Below are 15,825 nucleotides of genomic sequence, written 5' to 3' on the forward strand. Positions count from 1 at the left end.
TCGGGACGCCGACCCCCGACGCCCCGTGATGTGGAGGGACCCCGTGCTCGACGCGCCACTCCTCGCCGCCGCGATCGCCACGCACCTCGCCCTCGCCGCGGCCCTGACGGCCTTCGCGGCCCTCACGCTCCTGTGGTCCCTGCACACGCAGGCATCACCGGAGCGGGTGGCGCGGAGCCGGTTCGACCGGACGCCGCGGGCGTGCACGCGGTCGTTCTCGCTCCTCGTGCCGGCCCGGCACGAGGAGGGGGTCCTCGCGGACACGCTCGACCTGCTCGCCGCCCAGACGCACCCGCGGTTCGAGGTGATCGTCATCGTCGGGCACGACGACCGCGCGACGGCCCGGATCGCCGAGGCCGCGGCGGCCCGGCACCCGGACCACGTCCGCGTGGTGGTCGACCGGGGGCGGGTGAAGACGAAGCCGCGCGCCCTGAACCGTGGGCTCGCGGTCGCCACGGGCAGCGTCATCGGGGTGTTCGACGCCGAGGACGACGTGCACGAGCGACTCCTCGAGCGGGTGGACGCGCGGTTCGCGGAGACGGGCGCGGACGTGGTGCAGGGCGGGGTGCAGCTGATGAACCACGCGCGGTCGTGGTGGCGCGTCCGGAACGTGGTCGAGTACGCGCTGTGGTTCGGGTCACGGCTGCACGCGCACGCGGCGGCGGGGGTCGTGCCCCTCGCGGGGAACACCGTGTTCGTCCGCCGTCGGGTGCTCGAGCGGATCGGCGGCTGGCAGGACGACTGCCTCGCCGAGGACTGCGAGCTCGGCATCCGGCTCTCCGCAGCGGGCGCCCGGATCGACGTCGTCACGGACCCGACGTACTCGACCCGCGAGGAGACCCCGCCGGACCTCCGGGGGCTCCTCCGCCAGCGCGTGCGCTGGAACCAGGGGTTCCTCCAGGTGCTGCGTGGCGGCGCCTGGAAGGGCCTTCCGTCGTGGCGGCGGCGCACGCTCGCCCGCGTCGTGCTCGGCATGCCGTTCGCGCAGGTGCTCATCGGCATGTCGGTCCCGGTGGCCGTCGTCGAGACGCTGGCGGTGCGCCTCCCGGTCCCCGTGACGCTCGTGACGCTCGCGCCCGTGGCGCCGTCCGCGCTCATGCTCGTGGTCGAGTGCCTCGCGCTCGACCAGTTCGGTCGCGCCTTCGGCCGTCGGGTCCGGCCGGCGGACCACGTCCGACTCGTGCTCGGGGCGATCCCGTTCCAGGTCGTCCTGTCCGTCGCGGCCGTCGTCGCGGTGTGGCGCGAGGTGCGCGGCGACCACTCGTGGCAGAAGACGGTGCACACCGGCCTGCACCGGCGTCAGCGGCGCGGTGCCCCCACGCCGGGCCGGGCCCCGGCGTGAGCAGCCGCTCCGCGGTCCTGCGGGGAGTGGTCTGGTGCGGACCCGTGCTCGTGGTCGAGATCGTGGCACTGTGCGTCGGCCTCGGCCGCACGCCCCAGCGCGCCGACGACGAGGGCACGTACGTCGCGCAGGCCTGGTCCTCACTGCACTCGGGCGCGCTCGCCCACTACACCTACTGGTACGACCATCCCCCGGCGGGGTGGATGCAGCTCGCCCTGTGGTTCGGCGCGACGGGTGCGCTGGCACGGCACCAGTCCGCGGTGCTCGCCGGCCGGGAGGCCGTGGTCACCGCCACCCTCGCGGCCACCGTCCTGACCTGGCTGTTGACCCGACGCCTGGGCGGCTCCCCGGTCGCGGCCACCGTCGCGGCGGCGGTCTTCGCGATCTCGCCGCTGGCGGTCGCGTTCCACCGGATGGTCTACCTCGACGACCTCGCCGTGCCGTGGGTCCTGCTCGCGGCGGTCCTGGTCACGGCGCGACACCGTCAGCTGCCGGCCTGGGCCGGCGCGGCCGCCGCGTGCGCGGTCGCGGTCCTCACCAAGGAGACGACGGTGCTCGTCGTCCCGTTCCTGGCGTGGGTCGCCGCGCAGCGCGGGCACCCGGCCGTCCGCCGCACCGCCGCCGGTGTGGCGGTGCCGCTCTTCGTCCTGCTCGTCGCCGTGTACCCGGTGTCGGCCGCGATCAAGGACGAACTCCTCCCCGGCGCGGGTCACGTGAGCCTCCTGGGGTCGGCGTGGTTCCAGGTCGCCGGTCGGGAGGCCGGGGGTTCCGTCCTCGACGCGACGAGCGACACCGCGCGCACGCTGGCGTCGTGGTGGTCCCTCGACGCCCCCTTCGTCGTCGCCGGGCTCGCCGCCGCGGTGCTCGCCACGGCCCGGCAGCGGCTCCGCCCGATCGCCGTCCTCGTGCTCGGACACGTCGCCGTGGCGCTCCGGCCCGGCGGGTACCTGCCCGTCCCGTTCGTCGTCGTGCTCCTGCCGTTCGGTGCCGTCCTCGTGGCGCTCGTCGTGGAGGGCGGCCTGCGCCCATGGCTGCGACACGACCGCCGGTTCCCCCGGTCGTTGACGCGTGCCATGGCGGCCGGCACGGTGCTCGCGGTGGTCGCCGTCGGCGCGTTCTGGGTGCCGAGCGCCACGCAGGGCCTCCGCTGGCTGACGACCGCCGATGCCGACCGTCCGATGCGATCCGCCGAACGGTGGCTCGCCGCCCACGTCGGTCGACACGCGGTCGTGGTGGTCGACGACGCCATGTGGCTCGACCTCGTGCGCGCCGGCCGTGACCCCGACGACGTCGTGTGGTTCCACAAGCTCGACAGCGATCCGGAGGTCCGACGCCGCACCGACGACGGCCGCAGGGTCGACTACGTGGTCACGACCGTGTCCGTGCGCGAGGACCTGCCGCACCTGCCCCTCGTCCGCGCCGCGGTGCGGCGGGCCGTGCTCGAACGACGGTTCGGTTCGGGCGAGGACCGCGTCGACGTGTGGCGGGTGGCACGACGGACGGGTGGCCGGGCGTGACGCCCGACCACCCGTCCGTGGTCCCGCGCGCAGTGCTCAGACGAGCGCGGTGAACGACGCGTCGCGCACCAGGAGCGTCGTCGCGCCCTCCTCGACCTGCTGTTCCGCGTCGCTCGACAGCCCGAGGGACCAGTCGCCGCCGCCCGGGCGCTCCGGCAGCGTGAACTCGACGACGGTCTCGGACGCGTTGAGCAGCACCGCGACGACGTCCTCGCCGTCGGTGAGCAGCAGCGTCACCGCCATGTTGAGCGGGTCCTCCCAGTCGTCGTCGCCGAACGGCTCACCGTCGGCGCGGAGGATCTGCACGGTCTCGACGCCGTGCTCCGGCGCGACGCGGTACCACTCGGGGGTCAGGGCCGGGTGCGCCTTGCGGAACGCGATCGCCGAGGCGGTGAACGCCTGCAGCTCGCGGTCGGCGGCGGCCCAGTCGTACCACGAGATCTCGTCGTCCTGGCAGTAGGCGTTGTTGTTGCCGCCCTGGCTCCGGGCGATCTCGTCGCCCCCGAGGATCATCGGCACGCCCGTCGACAGCAGCAGCGTCCCGAGGAAGTTCCGGCGCTGCAGGTTCCGGTAGTCGTTCACGGAGCTGTCGTCGGTCGGTCCCTCGACGCCGCCGTTGAACGAGCGGTTGTCGCTCTCGCCGTCGTTGTTGTCCTCGCCGTTGGCCTCGTTGTGCTTCTCGGCGTACATCGTCAGGTCGGCGAGCGTGAACCCGTCGTGCGCCGTGACGAAGTCGACGCTGCAGAGCGGGGAGCGGCGGGACGCCTCGTAGACGTCGGGGCTGCCGAGCACGCGCTGGACGGCGGCGCCGAGCGACCCCGGGGTGCCGCGCCAGAAGTCGCGCAGGTCGTCCCGGTACTTCCCGTTCCACTCGGACCAGTCCGCGGGGAACCCGCCGACCTGGTACCCGGCGGTGTCCCACGGCTCGGCGATCATCTTGACCTCACGCAGCACCGGGTCCTGGTGGATGATGTCGAGGAACGCGGAGAACTTCTCGGCTTCGCCGCCCTGGCGGGTGAGCGTCGTCGCGAGGTCGAACCGGAAGCCGTCGACGTGCATCTCCTCGACCCAGTAGCGCAGCGAGTCCATGATGAGCGCGAGGGCGGCCGGGTGGGCCACGTTGAGGCTGTTGCCGGTGCCGGTCGTGTCGAAGTAGTGCTCCTCGTCGCCCTCGACGAGCCGGTAGTACGACGTGTTGTCGATGCCCTTGAACGACAGGGTCGGCCCCATGTGGTTGCCCTCGGCCGTGTGGTTGTACACGACGTCCATGAAGACCTCGAGCCCGGCGGCGTGCAGGGCCTTCACCATCTCCTTGAACTCGCGCACCTGCTGTCCGGCGGTGCCGGACGACGAGTACTCGTTGTGCGGTGCGAGGAAGCCGATGGTGTTGTAGCCCCAGTAGTTCCGCAGACCCTTGTCGGTGAGCGTCGCCTCCTGGACGAACTGGTGGGTCGGCAGGAGCTCGACCGCGGTGACGCCGAGGTCGACGAGGTGCTGGATCGCGGCGGGGTGCCCCATGCCGGCGTAGGTGCCCCGGATCTCCTCGGGCACGTCGGGGTGCTGCTTCGTGAACCCCTTGACGTGCGTCTCGTACACGATCGTGTCGGACAGCGGGGTGCGGAGCGGGGCGTCGTCGTCCCAGTCGAACGCCCGATCGGCCACGACGCACTTCGGCATGGCGCTGGCGGAGTCGGTGTCGTCGATCTCGTCCGGGGCGTCCATCTTGTGCCCGAAGAGCGCCTGACCCCACTCGTAGTCGCCGTCGATCGCGGTGGCGTACGGGTCGAGCAGGAGCTTCGCGGCGTTGTGGCGGAGCCCGTTCACCGGGTCCCACGCACCGTGCACGCGGACGCCGTACCGGGTGCCGACGGCGACGTCCGGGACGATGTCGTGGAACACGTACCCGGTGCGGTTCGTGAGTTCGGTGCGGTGCTCGGTCCCGTCCTCGTCGAACCGGCAGAACTCGACGCGGTCGGCGGTGGCGGAGAACACGGCGACGTTGGCACCATCCTCGACGAGGGTGACACCGAGGGGATGACGGGAGGATCGGCTCATCCGTCCATCCAACCGGGCGAGGGCCGCGCGTGTCCGCAACCGACGTGACGGCCACGTTCCGGGGACAGCCGGGTACCCGACGCGCGTCCATGGAGAGCGCGTACCGTCCCCGGCATGACGGATCAGGAGCACGGACGGATCGACCAGGACGACCCCGAGACGACACAGACGGAACGGGTGACACGGATCCAGGACGACGCAGCGCGTCTCGGGCTCGCCATGGTGGGCGAGGCGACCGCGATGACGACCGGCGACGAGGACGGCTTCCGCGCGAGCGAGGAGAACCTCCGCGAGGTCGTCGCCGAACTCGTCGACGAACCGCTCACGCCGCGACAGGAACAGGTCGTCGAGACCCTCGGGGCCATGGGCGGCAGCCTCACGGCCGGCCTCGGGAGCGCGCTCGCGCAGGAGCAGGACCGTGAGCCCACGGAGGTGCTCGGCGGTGCGGCCGCGAGCATCGTGTGGCAGCAGCGACTCGCTGACGTCGAACAGGACGTCGACGACATCGAGGACGTCGAGGACCGCTGAGCCACCACGCGCTCAGCGCGGGGTCGCCCCGCCGCTGGTGTGGACCCGGTCCTGCGGAGCGCGACGGAGCGCGACGACCATCCCCATGACCGCGGCGACCACGATGACGGCCGTCCCGGCGACCACGAGCAGCGGCGGAACGCCCACGGCGGCGTGCCCGCGGAACCCGAGGATCCCGTTGGAGAGCGCGTGCAGCAGCACGGCACCCCAGAGCGCCCCCGCCACGCGTCGGGCCAGGTAGCAGGCCGAGCCGAGCACGAAGGTCGTCACGACCTGGTAGAGACCACCCGCCGCCTCACCCTGGTTGAGCAGGTGCATGAGGGCGAACACCGCGGTCGACACCAGCCAGACCACCCATTCCGGTGTCGCCCGGCGCAGCCCCGACACGAGGATCCCACGGAAGACGAGCTCTTCGACCACCGCGACCGCGATCACGGCGACGACGAGCGCCCCGAGGTACCCGGCGGCGCCGGAGCGGACCGGAGCGAGGAACGTCAGGACCGCCACCACGACGTACGCGACGAGTGCCGCCACCGCCCACCACGGGCGAGCGGACGCGCTCTCGGCGAGCACCCGACGCCACCCGCCGAACACGGTCACGATCACCGCGAACACGACCAGCAGCACGCCCTCGCCCGCCGACTGGTGCAGGAGCGCCTGCGACGACGACAGCGGGTTCACGCCCGACCCGGTGCTGACGGCCTGCCCGGCGAGGACGGCGAACGGGAGCACCAGCACCACCACGATCGTGACCGCGACGGCCAGCCACGGACGCTCGATGCGCGCCGGGAAGGGTCGTGGTCGGCCGGAGCGGTCGGGACCCGAGCGGGGTCCGGGCGAGGGCACGGGCGAAGCGGACATGGGCGACTCCTCGAGGACGAAACCTGGTATATCGGTCGTGGTCCAAGCCTAGGCGTGATCGAGGACGCCGACGCGCGGGCCCCCGCCGCCCTGGACGTCGCCGCTCCGGACGTGGCCGCTCCGGACGTCGCCCGTCAGTCGAGCAGCAGCGCCGGCTCCTCCATGACGGACGCGACGTCCTGCACGAAGCGGCTGGCGACGTCGCCGTCCACCACACGATGGTCGAAGCTCGCGCCGATCGTGGTGACCATGCGCGATCGGACCTCGCCGTCGACGACCCACGGCTTCGGCTTGATCGTGCCCATCGCGACGATCCCGACCTCGCCCGGGTTGAGGATCGGGGTTCCCGTGTCCATGCCGAACACGCCGATGTTCGTGATCGTGACCGTGCCCGCCGCCATGTCCTCGGGCGTCGTCTTGCCGTCCCTCGCCGTCAGCGTGAGCCGTTCGAGCGCCTGCGCGAGCTCGAACAGCGACATGTCCTGGGCGTCCTTGACGTTCGGCACGATGAGACCGCGCGGGGTGGCCGCGGCGATCCCGAGGTTCACGAAGTGGTGCACGATGATCTCGCGGTCGGTCCACGTCGAGTTCACGGTGGGGTTCCGCCGCACCGCCCAGATCACCGCCTTCGCCATGATGAGCAACGGCGACACCTTGACCCCGGCGAACGTGGGCGAGGTCTTGAGTCGTGCGACGAACTCCATCGCACGGCTCGCGTCGACGTCGACGAACAGGCTGACGTGCGGCGCGGTGAACGCGCTCGACGTCATCGCGGTCGCGATCGCCTTGCGCACGCCCTTGACCGGGATCCGCTCTTCGCGCACGTCGCCCCACTCGGGGGTCTCGAGGTTGCGGAACACCGTGGCCTGGGTCGCGGAGCGGATGACGTCGTCGCGCGTGACCTCGCCCGCGAGCCCGGTCGCGACGACGGCGGTCAGGTCGACACCGAGGTCCTTCGCGAGCTTGCGGATCGGCGGCTTGGCGACGACCGGCAGCGCCGACGCGGCCGGCACGCTCTGGGGGCGACGCGCTGCAGCCGCCTCGTGCGCGGCCTCCTGGTCGGCCCGAGCGGTCGCCCGCCCCGCCTCGACGGCCACGGCGGCAGCGCGACGGGCACCGGGCCGGCGGCGCGACGGCGCACCGGCGGCGGACCCGTAGCCGACGAGGACCGCGCCCGACGCCTCGTCGGTGCCGAGCGGCATCGCGGTGTCGGCGATCTGCGGGGTCATCGTGACGGTCGGTGCGTCGAGGACCGCGGTCGTGCCTCCCGACCGGGCGGGGCCCGCAGCACCCGCCGCGGTGCCGTCCGACGCGGAGTCGGCCGCTTCGGCGCCCGAGCGGGCCCCGGCGGGGCCGCTCTCGCCGGGGCCGCCCTCGCCGGAGCCGACCTCGACCGGGCAGTCGACCTGGATGATCGGCACGCCGACCTCCACCGTGGCGCCCTCGTCCACGAGCAGCCGCGTCACCGTCCCCGCGAACGGCGAGGGGAGCTCGACGAGCGACTTGGCGGTCTCGATCTCGACGAGGACCTGGTCGACACTGACCTCGTCCCCGAGCGCGACGCGCCACTGCACGATCTCGGCTTCGGTGAGGCCTTCTCCCACATCGGGGAGCGGGAATTCTGCGACGGGCATGGTGACTCCGTTCTCGGTCGGGCCGGCGCGGCCAGGGAACCGCGCTCGGACAGGATCAGTAGGCGAGCGCGCGGTCCACGGCCTCGAGCACGCGGTCGGCGTCGGGCAGGTGCAGGTGCTCCAACTTCGACTGCGGGAACGGGATGTCGAACCCCGAGACCCGCAGGGGCGGTGCCTGGAGCGTGTAGAAGGTCCTCTCGGCGATGGTCGCCGCGATCTCGCTGCCGAGACTGACGAAGCCGGAGGCCTCTTGCGCGATCACGACACGGCCGGTCCGACGAGCGGACTCGAGCAGGGGCTCCCAGTCGATGGGCGACAGCGATCGGAGGTCGACGACCTCGAGGCTCGTGCCCTCGGTCTCGGCGATCTCGGCCGCCTGGAGCAGCGTCGACACCATCGCGCCGTGCCCGACCACCGTGACGTCGGACCCCGTCCGGGCGATGCGCGTCGTGTGCATCGGGACGCCGCCGTCGACCAGGTCGACCTGCCCCTTCGGCCAGTACCGGCTCTTCGGCTCGAGGAACACGACCGGGTCCGCCGACCGGATCGCCTCCTGGATCATCCAGTAGGCGTCGTTCGGGGTGCTCGGGCTCACCACGCGGAGGCCCGGGGTGTGCGCGAAGTACGTCTCGGGGCTCTCCTGGTGGTGCTCGACCGCGCCGATGTGGCCGCCGTAGGGGATCCGGATCACGACGGGCACCGACATGTGGGCCGGCAGGCGGTTCGCCATCTTCGCGAGCTGCGACGTGATCTGGTCGAACCCGGGCCACACGAAGCCGTCGAACTGGATCTCGACGACGGGCCGGTACCCGCGGAGCGCCAGGCCGATCGCGGTGCCGATGATCCCCGACTCGGCGAGCGGGGTGTCCATGACGCGCTGCGACCCGAACCGCTCCTGCAACCCCTCGGTGATCCGGAACACGCCACCGAGCGTGCCGATGTCCTCGCCCATGAGCAGCACCCGCGGGTCCTGCTCCATCGCGGCGGCGAGCCCGGCGTTCAGCGCCTTCGCCATCGGGAGGACCGGGGCCGGATCCGACGGGACCGCCCCCGCACCCGGGTGGGTGCGCAGGGTGTAGTCGACGAGCTCCTCGGTCCCGCTCACGCGGCATCGCCTCCTGCGGTGTCGTGGGCCGCCTCGTACGCGCGCAACCACGCGCGCTGCTCGGCGACGCGTGGGTGCGCCTCGCGGTACACGTGGTCGAACATGGCCTCCATCGGCGGGACCTGGAGGGCCGTGGTCCGGCGTCGCACGTCGGCCGCGACGTCCTCGGCCTCCTCCTCGATCGCGGCGAGCCACGACTCGTCCACGCCGCGCGCCCGCAGGTGACGCTCGGACCGGACGATCGGGTCGCGCGCGACCCACGCGGCGAGTTCGTCGTCGCCGCGGTACCGCGTCGGGTCGTCCGAGGAGGTGTGTGCGCCGATCCGGTAGGTCTCGGCCTCGATGAAGCGGGGGCCGCGACCGGCGCGGGCGTCGTCGGCGGCCGCGAGGGTCGTCGTGTAGGCCGCGAGGACGTCGTTGCCGTCGATGTGCACACTGGGGATCCCGAACCCGCGGGTCCGGTCGACGAGCGGCGTCGGCGACTGCACCGACACCGGCACCGAGATCGCCCAGTGGTTGTTCTGCAGGAAGAACACCACGGGCGCACCGGTGCTCGCGGCGAAGACGTACGCCTCGCTGACGTCGCCCTGGCTCGTCGCACCGTCGCCGTAGTAGACGATCGTGCAGGCGTCGACCCCCGGGTCGCCCGTACCGACCACGCCGTCGAGCCGCTGCCCCATCGCGTAGCCGGTGGCGTGCAGGGCCTGGGAGCCGATGACGAGCGTGTAGATGTGGGTGTTGCCCCGGGCGTCCGGGTCCCACCCGCCGTGGGCGTTGCCGCGGAACACGCCGATGATCTCCATCGGGTCGACACCGCGGGTCAGGGCGACGGCGTGCTCCCGGTACGAGGGGAACACGTGGTCCTGCGGACGCAGGGCGTGCGCGGACCCGACCTGGGCGGCCTCTTGCCCGTGGCTCGGTGCCCACAAGCCGAGCTGGCCCTGTCGCTGCAGGTTCGCCGCAGTGTGGTCGAAGCGTCGGGTGACGACCATGTCGCGGTGCAGACCGAGCAGGACGTCGTCGGGGATGTTCCGCGCGACGGCGGCGTACTCGGCGTTCGTGTCGTCCTCGACGAACCGCCCGTCGGGGTCGAGGATGCGGATCGTGGTCGTCGCGGGACCCGCGGCGGGGGAAGGCATGCGGACCAACCTACTGGCCGCGCGAGGCCCTACTCCGTGAGACTCCCGACAACGTGCTGGGCGGTCCGCAAGAGCGTGTCGACAGCCTCCGACTCCCCGATCGACACCCGGATGCCCTCGGGAGCGAACGCGCGCACCATGATCCCGGCCCGCTCGAACACCTCGGCGGCGGCGGCGGTGCGCTCACCCGCCGGCAGCCAGACGAAGTTGCCCTGCGCGACCGGGACGCGCCAGCCCTGGTCGAGCAAGGCGTCGCGCACGCGGTCCCGGAGCGCCGCGATGCGGTCGACCCGCTCGAGGAGTTCCGGCTCACGCTCCAGGCTCACGAGCGCGGCCGCCTGGGCCTGCGCCGTGACCGACAGCGGGATCGCGGTCGACCGGGCGGCGTCGAGCACGGACGCCGGGCCGAGCGCGTAGCCGATGCGGAGGCCCGCGAGCCCGTACGCCTTCGAGAACGTCCGGAGCACGACGAGGTTCGGGTAGCGCTCGAGCAGCCCGGCGCCGCGGACGGCGTCCGGGTCCGTCACGAACTCGGCGTAGGCCTCGTCGAGGACCACGAGCAGGTCGGTCGGCACCGATTCCATGAACGCGGCGAACTCGGCGCCCGTGACGATCGGCCCGGTCGGGTTGTTCGGCGAGCAGACGATCGCCATGCGGGTCCGCTCCGTGACCGCGGCCGCCATCGCCGACAGGTCGTGGCCACCGTCCAGTCGGTTCGGGACCTGCACGCTCTCGGCCCCCGCGACCGTGACGAGTCCGGGGTAGGCCTCGAACGACCGCCAGGCGTAGACGACCTCGTCGCCCGGGCCCGCCGCGGCCTTGGCGAGCTCGTGCAGGATCGCGACGCTGCCGGACGCGACGTGGACCTCGTCCACCGTCAGTCCGAACCGGGCGGCGAGGACCGCCCGCACCGCGATCGCCGAGGCGTCCGGGTACCGGTTGTACGCGGTCTGGCGCTGGACGGCCTCGACCACGCCGGGCAGCGGGTCGAACGGGTTCTCGTTGCTCGAGAGCTTGAAGGCGTCGCCGGGCGCCTGACGGCCCTGCCGGTAGGCCGGGAGTGCCGCGATCTCGGGACGGAGGCGGACGGGCTGCTGGGTCACCCGGTCAGCCTAGCGACGCACACCGTCCGGCCCTCGGCGCAGGACGGTCACCGCGGGCAGTATGGGGGCATGCGATTCCTCGTCCGACTCGTCGTCAACGCCGTGGCCCTCTGGCTCACGACGCTCATCGTCCCCGGCGTGCACGTCGACGCCTTCGGCGATCAGGGGCTCGTCGCCACCGTCCTGACCTACCTGCTCGTCGCGTTCGTGTTCGGGCTCGTGAACGGGATCATCGGGACCCTGATCCGCATCGTCGCGTTCCCGATCTACATCCTGACGCTCGGGCTCGTGTCGTTCATCGTGAACGCCGTCCTGCTGCTCGTCGTCGCCGGGATCTCGACCTCGATCGGTTTCGGTCTGCGGGTCGACAGCTTCGGGTGGGGCATCGTCGGCGCGTTCGTGCTCGCCGTCTTCGCCTGGCTCATCGGCCTCCTGGCCCGCCCGGTCATCCGGCACGCGCGGGCCTGACCCCGCCCTTCGCCCTCTCCTCCCCCTCTCACCCGCGAGATCGCACTCGTTGCCGCTTGGCACGGGTCCAAAGCGGCAACGAGTGCGATCTCGCCTGAGTGGTGGGCACGACGAAGGGCCCCGACCGATGGTCGGGGCCCTTCGCGTGCGTCAGGACTGCAGTTCCGCGGGACCGGCCTCGGCGCCGGCACCGACGCGGAGGGTCTGGCCGCTCGGGTTGCCGGTCGTGACCTCGATCCGGCGGGGCTTGGCGGCCTCGCTGACCGGGATCGTGACGCTGAGCACGCCGTTGTCGTAGCTCGCCGCGATGCGGGCCGTGTCCAGGCCCTGCCCGAGCGTCAGCTGGCGCAGGAACGAGCCCGACTGGCGCTCGCGGGTGATCCACTTGGCGCCGTCCGGGGCCCCGACGGTCCGCTCGGCGCGGATCGTCAGGAGCTGACCGTCGACGTCGATGTCCACCGAGCCCGGGTCGATGCCCGGCAGGTCCGCGCTCAGGACGTAGTGGTCGCCGTCGCGGTAGAGGTCCATCGGCATCACACGGGGACCGCGGGTCTCGAACAGGCTGCTCGCCATGCGGTCGAGCTCACGGAACGGGTCGAAGTTGGCCATCGTCATCAGCTCCTTCGTGTCGAGTGATCGAGGACTTGAGTCGCATCGACTCAAGCTGTGACCAGATTAGCACTCGGGCGGGTCGAGTGCTAGAAGGATGCCGAGAGGTCGCCGAGTCTTCGCCGAGATCCCGGTCGGCCGGTCCGGCCGACCGGTCCGGCCGGCTGGCCGGCTGGCCGGCTGGCCGGCTGGCCGGGACCGCCGTCAGGCCCGCCGCACCCGCAGCGTCGCGATCTCGAACGGACGGAGCGTCAGCGTCACGGGCTCGTCCGCACCCCAGGCACCCGAGCCCGGCTCGCCAGCGGCGAGGTCACGCTCGAGCAGGTCGGTCCGCGTGGCCGAGGCCACGGGGAACCCGAGGTCGACGAGCACGTCCGTCGCCCGCCCGCCGCGTGCCTCGTACAGGCGGACGACGACGTCGCCGGAGCGGTCCTCCGCGAGCTTGACGGCCTCCACGAACACCGCCGGGTCCGACACGGTGACGATCGGTGCGACCGGGGTGTCCCCCGCGACCGCGCGCACCGGCAGGTTGAGCCGGTACCCACTGTCGGCGGCGTCGAGCACCGTCGCTCCCACCCGGAGGACCGTGCGGAACACGTGCCGGCCCTGGTCCGCCGACGGGTCCGGGAACTTCGGCCCGCGCACGAGCGATTCACGCACGAGCGTCGTGGTCCCACCGTCGGGCCGCGTCACGCGGGTGATGTCGTGCCCGTACGTCGAGTCGTTCGCCACCGCGACCCCGAACCCCGGCTCGGCCACGTGCACCCAGCGGTGCGCGCTCGTCTCGAACCGCGCGAAGTCCCACGAGGTGTTCTGGTGGGTCGGCCGGTCGATGTGACCGAACTGGATCTCCGACGACGCCTGGTCGGCCTTGACGTCGATCGGGAACCCGAGCTTGAGCAACTTCTGCTGCTCGTGCCAGTCGACCTCGGTCTCGACGTGGAGTTCCGGCTCGCCGTGGAGGGCCGAGAACCGGGTGGTGACGGTGGAGTCGTGGAACGCACGGGTCACGACGAGCCGGTCCCCCTCGACCGCGATCGTGTCGGCCGTCGCGAGCTCGGTCGCGTGCCGCTGGTACGACCGGTCGATGTCCCAGGCGTCCCACTGGTTCGGGGTGTCGCGGAACACCGTGTACAGCGCGCCCCGGGTGCCGGGGGCGATCGCCTCGCGCCCCGACGCGGCGTCGACGACGGATGCCACGAGCCCGTCGTCGTCGACGGTCGCCACCACGACACCGGTGTCGAACACCCACGCGTCGCCCCGCCGGACGGGAGGAACGGCTTCCGGCTCCGGGACGACCTCGCCAGCCAGCGCGGTCACCCCCTCCGCGCGGACCGGCGCCGCGTTGAAGCGCACGACCGCGCCGGTCGTCCCGTCGCCGCCGACGCCGAGGGCGTCCGCGGTGGTCGGTGCGTCGAGCGGGCCCGCACCGTCGGCGATCGCGGTCGAGGAGGCGGCGACCCCGGCGAGCGCGGCGGCTCCCCCGTTGGCGAGCGCGGACGTCGACGTGCCGATGAGCCCCTCGAGCGTCGCCGCGACGGCCGCGTAGTGCTCCTCCGCGACCTCGTACACCCAGGCGATGCTCGAGCCGGGCAGGATGTCGTGGAACTGCTGGAGGAGCACGGTGTGCCAGGCGTCCTCGAGCGCCGCGTACGGGTAGTCGAGGCCGAGTCGCACGGCCGCGGTCGTCGCCCAGAGCTCGGCCTCGCGGAGCAGGTGCTCCGACCGCCGGTTCCCCTGCTTGGTCCGGATCTGCGACGTGTAGGTGCCGCGGTGGAACTCGAGGTACATCTCCCCCGACCACACCGACGGCGACGGCAGCAGACGCTCGAGCTCCTCGTACACGTCGGCCGGGGTGCCGAGCTCGACGCGCGGCGAGCCCTCCAGGTCGTGCTGGCGGTGCGCCGCGGCGAGCATCTCGGGCGTGGGGCCGCCACCGCCGTCGCCGAACCCGTACAGGAGCATCGAGACGTCGGCGGTGCCGCGCTCCTTGTTCTGCCGTTCGCCGCGGTGCAGGTCCGCCGGGGACAGCTCGGAGTTGTACGTGTCCGCGGGCGGGAAGTGCGTGAGCACCCTCGAGCCGTCGATGCCCTCCCAGTGGAACGACGTGTGCGGCATGACGTTCGTCTCGTTCCACGACGGCTTCTGCGTCAGGAACCACCGGGAGCCGGCCGCGCGGATGATCTGCGGGAGGGCGCCGGTGTAGCCGAACGAGTCGGGCAGCCAGGCCTCGCGGGGTTCGAACCCGAGCTCGTCGATGAAGAACCGCTTGCCGGCGACGAACTGCCGAGCGAGGGCCTCACCGCCGGGGAGGTTCGTGTCCGACTCGACCCACATGCCGCCGACCGGGATCCAACGGCCCTCGGCGACCCGCTCCTTGATGCGGGCGAAGACCTCCGGGTAGTGGTCCCGCATCCACGCGTACTGCTGCGCGCTCGAGCAGGCGAAGGTGAACTCGGGGTCGCGGTCCATGAGCTCGAGGACGTTCGAGAACGTCCGGGCACACTTGCGGATGGTCTCGCGCACGGGCCACAACCACGCCGAGTCGATGTGGGCGTGCCCGACCGCGATCGCACGGTGCGACGCGACCGAGGCGGGCACGTCGAGCACGGCACGGAGCACGGCGCGGACGTCGGCGGCGGACCCGGCGACGTCGTCGGGGTCCAGGGCGTCCGCGGCGCGCTCGAGGGTCCGCAGGACGTCCGCCCCGCGGGTGGAGTCCGTGGGGAGTTCGGTGAGGAGGCCGCGGAGCACCGAGAGGTCCTGCTGCAGCTCCCAGACGACGTCGTCCCGCTCCGCGAGTGCGAGCTCCCGGAGCCGGTAGATGGGCTCGTGCCCCGCCGTGCGCTTCGATCCGAGCGGGGTCGCGTCGTACGCGAAGTGCCCGCCGACGTCGGGGTTCGCGGCCGCCTCGATCCAGAGGTCCACCGTGCCACCCGGCCCGGCCGTGATCGGCACCGCGGTGTTGCGGGGCTCGATCGCCTTGACGGTGCTGCCGTCCGGCCGGAACACGAGCCCCTCGGCCTGGAACCCGGCCTGGCGCGCGCTGAAGCCCAGGTCGACGACGAGGTCGACGCTCGTGCCCTCGCCGGTGCCGAAGTCGTCGGGCACGGTGCCCGTCACGTGGAACCAGGTCGTGCCCCAGGGCTTCCCACCCCACGGGTCGCCGATCGCGAACGGCTCGTACGTCTGCGCGACGGCCTCGGTGAACGCCACGGGTTCGTCCGGCACCTGCCAGGCCGTGATGGTGACGGGAGCGGTCCGGCGGTGCACGTGGGGGTCGATGCGGTCGCGGACGAGCCGGGCGATGCGGCTCTGGACGAGGGGTTCGTCGTGGTGCACGGGGATGCCTTCCTGGTGACGGGCGTGCGTGTGGAGGGGTCGGTGGTGACGGATCCGGTCGTGGCGGGACCGGCGCTGGTGGACGGGCCGGGGCGTGGCGGGGCTGCGGTCCGTGACGGATC

12 protein-coding genes are annotated in these 15,825 nt (G+C 72.6%); 4 read left to right on the plus strand and 8 right to left on the minus strand.

Annotated elements, in window-relative coordinates; all coding sequences use genetic code 11:
- Nucleotides 1-43: 43 nt before the first annotated feature.
- Both DEI81_RS06535 and DEI81_RS06540 read left to right on the plus strand, forming a co-directional pair.
- A complete protein-coding gene (locus DEI81_RS06535; RefSeq protein ID WP_220035639.1) occupies nt 44-1,342 on the plus strand; it encodes a glycosyltransferase family 2 protein in 1,299 nt (432 codons plus the stop codon).
- Entirely contained in the window at nt 1,339-2,859 is a 1,521-nt protein-coding gene (locus DEI81_RS06540) for a glycosyltransferase family 39 protein (protein ID WP_146244034.1), read from the plus strand. The genes DEI81_RS06535 and DEI81_RS06540 overlap by 4 nt, the downstream gene beginning before the upstream one ends.
- A gap of 36 nt (nt 2,860-2,895) precedes the next feature.
- On the opposite strand, the gene glgX is transcribed toward DEI81_RS06540, so the two are convergent.
- Entirely contained in the window at nt 2,896-4,914 is a 2,019-nt protein-coding gene (glgX, locus tag DEI81_RS06545; RefSeq protein ID WP_111009728.1) for a glycogen debranching protein GlgX, read from the minus strand.
- Nucleotides 4,915-5,028: 114 nt separating this feature from the next.
- On the opposite strand from glgX, the gene DEI81_RS06550 reads away from it, so the two are divergent.
- A complete protein-coding gene (locus DEI81_RS06550; RefSeq protein ID WP_111009729.1) occupies nt 5,029-5,442 on the plus strand; it encodes a hypothetical protein in 414 nt (137 codons plus the stop codon).
- Between the two features lie 12 nt (nt 5,443-5,454).
- Here the strand turns inward: DEI81_RS06550 and DEI81_RS06555 are convergent, their stop codons facing one another.
- The 5 genes from DEI81_RS06555 to DEI81_RS06575 all read right to left on the minus strand — a co-directional run bounded on the left by DEI81_RS06555 (nt 5,455) and on the right by DEI81_RS06575 (nt 11,284).
- A complete protein-coding gene (locus DEI81_RS06555) occupies nt 5,455-6,303 on the minus strand; it encodes a CPBP family intramembrane glutamic endopeptidase (RefSeq protein ID WP_111009730.1) in 849 nt (282 codons plus the stop codon).
- 134 nt (nt 6,304-6,437) lie between these two features.
- Complete coding sequence (locus tag DEI81_RS06560) at nt 6,438-7,937, minus strand: dihydrolipoamide acetyltransferase family protein (protein WP_111009731.1); 1,500 nt, start codon at nt 7,935-7,937, stop codon at nt 6,438-6,440.
- A 55-nt stretch (nt 7,938-7,992) separates the two neighbouring features.
- A complete protein-coding gene (locus DEI81_RS06565; protein ID WP_111009891.1) occupies nt 7,993-8,952 on the minus strand; it encodes an alpha-ketoacid dehydrogenase subunit beta in 960 nt (319 codons plus the stop codon).
- 86 nt (nt 8,953-9,038) lie between these two features.
- Complete coding sequence (locus tag DEI81_RS06570; RefSeq protein WP_111009732.1) at nt 9,039-10,181, minus strand: thiamine pyrophosphate-dependent enzyme; 1,143 nt, start codon at nt 10,179-10,181, stop codon at nt 9,039-9,041.
- Nucleotides 10,182-10,210: 29 nt separating this feature from the next.
- Entirely contained in the window at nt 10,211-11,284 is a 1,074-nt protein-coding gene (locus tag DEI81_RS06575) for a histidinol-phosphate transaminase (RefSeq protein ID WP_111009733.1), read from the minus strand.
- Between the two features lie 69 nt (nt 11,285-11,353).
- Between DEI81_RS06575 and DEI81_RS06580 the strand changes: the two genes are divergently transcribed.
- Nucleotides 11,354-11,752, plus strand: a complete 399-nt coding sequence (locus DEI81_RS06580; protein WP_111009734.1) for a phage holin family protein — start codon at nt 11,354-11,356, stop codon at nt 11,750-11,752.
- A 150-nt stretch (nt 11,753-11,902) separates the two neighbouring features.
- On the opposite strand, the gene DEI81_RS06585 is transcribed toward DEI81_RS06580, so the two are convergent.
- Both DEI81_RS06585 and DEI81_RS06590 read right to left on the minus strand, forming a co-directional pair.
- Nucleotides 11,903-12,361, minus strand: coding sequence for an Hsp20/alpha crystallin family protein (locus tag DEI81_RS06585; RefSeq protein ID WP_111009892.1), 459 nt, complete (start codon nt 12,359-12,361; stop codon nt 11,903-11,905).
- Between the two features lie 204 nt (nt 12,362-12,565).
- Nucleotides 12,566-15,703, minus strand: coding sequence for a glycoside hydrolase family 38 C-terminal domain-containing protein (locus DEI81_RS06590; protein WP_111009735.1), 3,138 nt, complete (start codon nt 15,701-15,703; stop codon nt 12,566-12,568).
- Nucleotides 15,704-15,825: the final 122 nt, after the last annotated feature.

The organism is Curtobacterium sp. MCBD17_013 (assembly GCF_003234565.1).
In the GTDB taxonomy this organism is placed as follows: domain Bacteria; phylum Actinomycetota; class Actinomycetes; order Actinomycetales; family Microbacteriaceae; genus Curtobacterium.